General features: G+C 66.4%; 4 protein-coding genes and 1 pseudogene. 4 read left to right on the top strand and 1 reads right to left on the bottom strand.

The window, feature by feature from the left end; genetic code table 11:
- Window positions 1-256: 256 nt before the first annotated feature.
- Both IJH84_RS29305 and IJH84_RS29300 read left to right on the top strand, forming a co-directional pair.
- A pseudogene (locus IJH84_RS29305) lies at window positions 257-511 on the top strand (DUF6879 family protein); the annotation flags it as partial.
- 70 nt (window positions 512-581) lie between these two features.
- Entirely contained in the window at window positions 582-716 is a 135-nt protein-coding gene (locus IJH84_RS29300) for a DUF6879 family protein (protein ID WP_367269030.1), read from the top strand.
- Between the two features lie 147 nt (window positions 717-863).
- Here the strand turns inward: IJH84_RS29300 and IJH84_RS15470 are convergent, their stop codons facing one another.
- Window positions 864-1,745 carry a MurR/RpiR family transcriptional regulator gene (locus IJH84_RS15470; protein WP_295145656.1) on the bottom strand — a complete coding sequence of 294 codons (882 nt, stop codon included), beginning with the start codon at window positions 1,743-1,745 and terminating at the stop codon, window positions 864-866.
- Between the two features lie 91 nt (window positions 1,746-1,836).
- Between IJH84_RS15470 and IJH84_RS15465 the strand changes: the two genes are divergently transcribed.
- Window positions 1,837-3,054, top strand: a complete 1,218-nt coding sequence (locus tag IJH84_RS15465; RefSeq protein WP_295145654.1) for a cobalamin-independent methionine synthase II family protein — start codon at window positions 1,837-1,839, stop codon at window positions 3,052-3,054.
- A gap of 50 nt (window positions 3,055-3,104) precedes the next feature.
- The gene (locus tag IJH84_RS15460) at window positions 3,105-3,893 is read left to right on the top strand and encodes a YmdB family metallophosphoesterase (RefSeq protein WP_295145652.1); all 789 of its coding nucleotides are present in this window, start codon (window positions 3,105-3,107) and stop codon (window positions 3,891-3,893) included.
- The last annotated feature ends 1,038 nt before the right edge of the window (window positions 3,894-4,931 follow it).

The following is a 4,931-nucleotide window of genomic DNA, read 5'->3' as shown; positions in this document are numbered from 1 at the left end:
CCTACCTGACCGGCGAGGCCTGGCAGGGCCGGTGTCGAGGGACGCTCGGTGCCGCGTTTGTCGACGAGGTCAGCGACCACGATGGGCGATCGCGCGGTCTGGCGGACGGTCTCGACCGCCCTGGTGCATCGCACGGAGACCTCGGCAGGAGCGGTCGCGTTCGCCTCGCCCGGTTGCCGCTGGCAGCTCACCAAGAGCTACGCGCGTCCACGCACGCCCACCTCGCGACCAGGAATCGCTGCCGCGCGCCGACGCGATGTTGGAGACGTTGCAGAACTACTCCGGCAGCAGCGAGGACGATGCCCTTGCCGAGTGGCGACGCACCGGCCGCATCCCGGTTACCGCGGAACTGCAGCAGTGGTGCGAACGCACCCGTCACCGCGTCGGCCAGGGCTGCCGGATCCAGCGCGTGCACGTGGTGACCGAACCGCTGACCGGCTACGTACAGCTCGAACTGGCCTCGTACGCCCCCAACGTTCAGGCGGGGGAGGAGGTCCGGGTCATTCCCGTCCCGGAGATGAGTGGCCGGCCGACGTGCACGCGCCGACTTCTGGCTCATCGACGCACGCAGGCTGTGGACGATGCGTTATTCCTCGGACGGCGCGTGGCTCGGCGCCGAGCCGACCACGGATCCGCAGTGTGTCGTCGATGCGTGCGCGCAGTGCGAGGCTGCGATTGCGCAGTCAATATCGTGGAGTGAGTACGACTCGCGGTAGAACGGGATCAGCGTCGCCCGAGGCTCCGCGAGCTGTATGCGACTAAGTGCCGCTCCCGCAGCAAGCTCGGCACTTGGACTGGCGACCCGTTCGCAGTCCTTCCTCGAAACCGTCAGTGCCGTGGCCAGTTCGGTCGATACCCCCGAATTAAACCCGGTGGGCGGCGACTGCGTCGGTGTAGAGCTGTTCGGCCGCTGCGGCCGCGGCCGGGTCCTGGTCGGTGACGAGTGCGACGAGGACGTCGACGACGGTGAGGTGGACCAGGCGGCTCGTGGTGGCTTCGAGGCCGTGGAGTTCGCTGGCGCCGGCGACGATGGCGTGGTCGCACAGCTCGGTGAGTGGTGAGCGGTGGAAGCTCGTGAGCCCGATGGTGGTGGCTCCGGCGTCGTGAGCGGCTCGCAGGGTGGTCAGGGTTTCCTGAGTCTGGCCGGTGTGGCTGATGGCGAAGCAGCACCCGTCGTTGGTGAGCATACGAGCGGCGAGGTGCTGTTGGTGGGGGTCGGCGAGGACTTCGGCGTGGATCCCACAGGTCCGGAGGCGGTGCCCGGTATCTGCCGCGATCGGGGCAGAGGTGCCCACACCGGCGATGAGCACGTGCTCGGCGCGGTGAAGCCGGGTTGCGACCTCGACGAGATCGCTGCGATCGAGGACGGCCGAAAGCTGCTGTAAGCCGGTGACGGCGTTGCCGAGGACGGTGTCAATCGTGTGCGCGGGCGAGTCTGCGTTGTGAGCGGCATCGGCGGGGGTGGCCTCAGCGGCGAGCCGCAGCTTCAGATCATGGAACCCCTTGAGGTCCAGGTCTTGGCAGAAGCGGACGACGCTGCCGACGGAGCTTCCGGTGTGGTCGGCCAGCTCGGACACGGTCAGGCGGACGATGTCGGCGGGAGCGGCGAGAACGGCGTCGCCGATACGAGCGCCGGTCGGTGACAGGCTGGGGCGCAGCGAACGGATCCGGGCGGTGATCGGCCCGACCATCTTCAGCCCAGTGCGGGCTTCTAAGTCGGTTCGGGCCGGCGCGGGGTTGGCCATGTCGCTCATCGTAGACCGCCCGCGGTCACAGGTTCCGTATCTGGTGCATGAAGTGGACGGAAGTTCCATCCGTTGTTCAACTTGTATGTGAATGCAGTTTCCGCGGGATGCTTACCTTCTGGTGCTTGTGATGACGAGCAGCTCAGACCACGTCGTGACCACTCATACGGGCAGCCTGCCGCGTTCGCCCGAGCTAGCCGAGTTGATGGTGGCCCGTGAGACCGGCACCGCTGACCCGGACTCGCTGACCCGGCTTCCGGAACTGGTCCGGGACGCGACGCGCCAGGTGTTGGAGAGCCAGGCCGAGGCCGGGATCGACGTCGGAAGTGACGGCGAGCAGGGAAAAATCGGTTACGCGACCTATGTGAAGGAGCGGATGTCCGGTTTTGAGGGCGAGGCCGGGGCGCTGTCGCTGGCCGACCTCGACGACTATCCGGAGATCGCCGAGCAGGCGCTCGACGGGTTGGTGACTGCGATGCCGTCGTGCACCGGCCCTGTCCGCTACACCGGGGACGAGGAGCTGGCTGAGGAGCTTAAGGATCTCCGTGCGGCGATCGACGCCGCTGACGAAAAAGCTCCGTCGGAGGTCGTGGTGACCGCGGCGTCGCCAGGGGTGATCGCTACGTACCTCGCCGACCAGTACTACGGCTCGCACGAGTCCTACCTCGGTGCGCTCGCCGAGGCGATGCGCACCGAGTACGAGGCCATTGTCGATGCTGGCTTCCTGCTGCAGATCGACTGCCCGGACCTGGCGATGGGCCGCCATGCGCAGTTCGCCGACGTGTCTATCCCGGAGTTCCGGCGCGCGATCGCCGGGCACGTGGAGGCGCTCAACGCTGCGACCGCCGGGCTCGACCCGGATCGGATGCGGATGCATCTGTGCTGGGGCAACTACGAGTCCCCGCACCACCGCGACGTCGATCTGGCCGACATCGTCGACATCGTCATGACCAGTCGTCCTCGCGGTGTGCTGATGGAGGCCGCGAACCCGCGCCACGCCCACGAGTGGCGAGTGTTCGAGGACCATGCACTGCCCGAGGACAAGATTCTCGTGCCCGGCGTGATCGATACCTGCTCCAACTACATCGAGCATCCGCAACTGATCGCCGAGCGGATCCTGCGTTACGCCCGCGTGGTGGGAATCGAGCGCGTGATCGCCGGCACCGACTGCGGTTTCTCGACCTTCGCCTCGTTTCAGCCCATTCACCCGCGTATCGCTTGGGCCAAGTTGGCCTCACTAAGCGAAGGTGCCCGACTGGCCGCCGAGCAACTCACCTCGCGGGCGCGTGCAGTGGGGGCGAGCGCATGACGACACCGACTGGCACCCCGTCGCCGGCTCGGTCGATGCGGGTTCTGTGCGTGGGCGACGTGGTAGGCGAGGAGGCTGCAGGCTGGTTGGCCGACCGGATCGGTCAGCTACGCGACGAGCACGAACTCGACTGGATCGTGGTCAACGCCGAGAACGGCGCGGTCACCGGACCGAACCCGATGGACGGGTTCGGGATGACCGTCGAGATCGTCGACACCCTGCTCGAAGCCGGAGTCGATGCCATCACCGGCGGCAACCACTCCTGGGACGGCCCGGACGTCGACAAGATCCTCGCCTACCCACAGATGGTGCGCCCTCTCAACCTCGACGAGGAACGTGGCCAGGGCCTACTCACCCTCCGCGGTAACACGACGCTGACCGTGATCAACCTGCTCTCGCCCACAGCCGAGCTGCCCGGGATGGCGGCACCGAAGCCGCACCCGCTGTGGCCGTCCTGGCAGGAAATCACCGCAGAGCACGACCTGACCGGACCGACGGTCATCGACCTGCATGGCGAGTCCCCGTGGGAGAAAGCGTCCTTCGCCGCCGCACTCGACGGCCAGGCATCGGCCGTGGTCGGCACCCACACCCACGACCCCACCCAACGCGGCCACGTTCTTCCCGGCGGCACCGGATACGTCACCGAACTCGGCATGACCGGACGACTCGGCCACACCGGCGGCGGTTTCGACCCGATGCACTTCGTCGCCAAAATGCGCGGCGAGGACTACACCGCACTACCCGCCTACACCCTCGCCAAAGGGCCTCTCGCCCTCGGAGCAGTCATTCTGGACATCGACCCCGCCGGGGCCACCACCGCGATCACTCGCATCGCTTAAAAACACGAACGGCCGATAGATGACCGGCTCCGCCGCACTGTTGCGCCAGCAATCAAAGGACAGGTGTCAGGCGGCGAAATAATGGGTGGTGAGCTATCTGTCCGAGGCCCATCGCTCAACACGCCACGCCGCTTGTCGGCCGCTGTGTCACCCCGCGCGCATCGCTCACAGTCCCGCTGGGCCGCCACAAGTCCTGCCTCCTGGCCGGTCGTAGTCGGTGGCTGCATCAGCGCGGCCGTGGCTGATCGTCACGGTTCCCGGGAGGCGAGTGCGGCTCGGGAGGCGCGGTCGGTGCGGTTAGATGTGGGGTCGCGGCGTTGTGGCGTTGACGAAGCAGACGCAGGGTTCCAGTGGTGATTTGGGCGCGTTGATCCGCCAGCTCATCACCGTCGGCGGTCAGCGCGACCGTCGAACGCAGTTTCAGCATCACAACGGCGCATGATCAATATGTGATCAACGGCATCAGGGGTTGGTTGGGAGCAGCGTCATGGGAGCAATTTGGGAGCCGACCTGCGCGTCAAATCGAGCCGCTATACCACTTCGCGAAGGGGATCCACCGTCCGCACCGTGCGGGTTTCTGGGCCAACGTCGGCGCTGTCGGTGCTGTGGCCAGATACGTTGTTCACAACCGCGCGCCAGCACTGGCGCCTCCTCCGCGACGCGCTGCGATCACCGCCCGGGGCAGCTATTAGTGCTCCCGCGACACTGAGTCCTTTTTCAGCCTGGTGGGGATGTGTTGGCAAGTAAGGATTTTGTTCATGCCGTGCTTTCTCCAGCGGCGATGCGACGTGCTTCAAGCAGACCGGGTATCGGTGGTTGCGGGAGCGGTTCATGGATCAGCGGGACGGGCTGTAGCGTGGAAGTTGCACGACCCGGTCCTGCTGCGCACTCTGCAGCGCCCGGCGCCACCAGTCATGGACGCCAGGAATTCTTGATGTGCAACAGGACCGGTGCAGTATTTCCGTGGCTGTCACTCCAATCTGCGTCGATCGCCGAGGTGTTGGGCCTGACATCGAGCGCATTGCTCCCCTTGAATGG

It is taken from the genome of Saccharopolyspora sp. (assembly GCF_017434145.1).
Taxonomy (GTDB): Bacteria; Actinomycetota; Actinomycetes; order Mycobacteriales; family Pseudonocardiaceae; genus Saccharopolyspora_C; species Saccharopolyspora_C galaxeae.
This window is presented reverse-complemented; position numbering and strand designations above follow the sequence as displayed.

What these genes read in the sequence shown, in the direction of transcription:
- IJH84_RS29300 (WP_367269030.1), top strand. Translation starts at nt 582, where the DNA reads ATGCGTTATTCCTCGGACGGCGCGTGGCTCGGCGCCGAGCCGACCACG.
- IJH84_RS15470 (WP_295145656.1), bottom strand. Translation starts at nt 1,745, where the DNA reads ATGGCCAACCCCGCGCCGGCCCGAACCGACTTAGAAGCCCGCACTGGG.
- IJH84_RS15465 (WP_295145654.1), top strand. Translation starts at nt 1,837, where the DNA reads ATGCAGTTTCCGCGGGATGCTTACCTTCTGGTGCTTGTGATGACGAGC.